This window comes from Thalassolituus sp. UBA6592, assembly GCF_002433655.1.
Classification (GTDB): Bacteria; Pseudomonadota; Gammaproteobacteria; order Pseudomonadales; family Oceanobacteraceae; genus Venatoribacter.
Genome location: NZ_DJIO01000139.1, coordinates 6846 through 7434, shown reverse-complemented (window position 1 = coordinate 7434; position 589 = coordinate 6846). Strand labels below are relative to the sequence as shown.

The 589-nt window shown below is 48.0% G+C and carries 1 protein-coding gene; it reads right to left on the bottom strand.

Annotated elements, in window-relative coordinates; genetic code table 11:
* Window positions 1-589 (bottom strand): class I tRNA ligase family protein (locus B2Z72_RS13810; protein ID WP_297005078.1); only part of this gene is annotated, 589 nt, incomplete at both ends.

Sequence of the window (589 nt, the reverse complement as noted above, 5' to 3'; positions counted from 1 at the left end):
CAGTGTCCACGGTGTGGTAGTCCAGATCACAATGCTGATGGTTTTTGCCGCCAGCGATTCATCCGCAGCAAACGCTTTTAACAGCGCGGCGTTATCAGCAAAGGCAAATTTCACATCAATCGCGATGGATTTTTTATCGTGATATTCCACCTCAGCTTCTGCCAGTGCAGAACCACAATCCGGACACCAGTTAACCGGTTTGAAACCTTTGTGCAGATGACCATTGTCGATGATTTTGCCGAGAGTACGGATGATGTCCGCCTCGAAATTAAAATTCATCGTCAGATAAGGATTATCCCAGTCACCCAATACCATCAGGCGTTTAAAATCACGACGCTGACCATCAACCTGCTGTGCAGCGTATTCGCGGCAGTGCTTACGGAATTCAGATGCAGTGACTTTATCGCCGACTTTACCGACTTTTTCTTCAACCTTGAGCTCGATCGGCAGACCGTGACAATCCCAGCCCGGTACATATGGCGCGTCTTTGCCATCCAGAGTCTGAGATTTAACGATGATGTCTTTCAGAATTTTGTTAACGGCGTGACCGATATGAATATTGCCGTTCGCATAAGGAGGGCCATCGTGC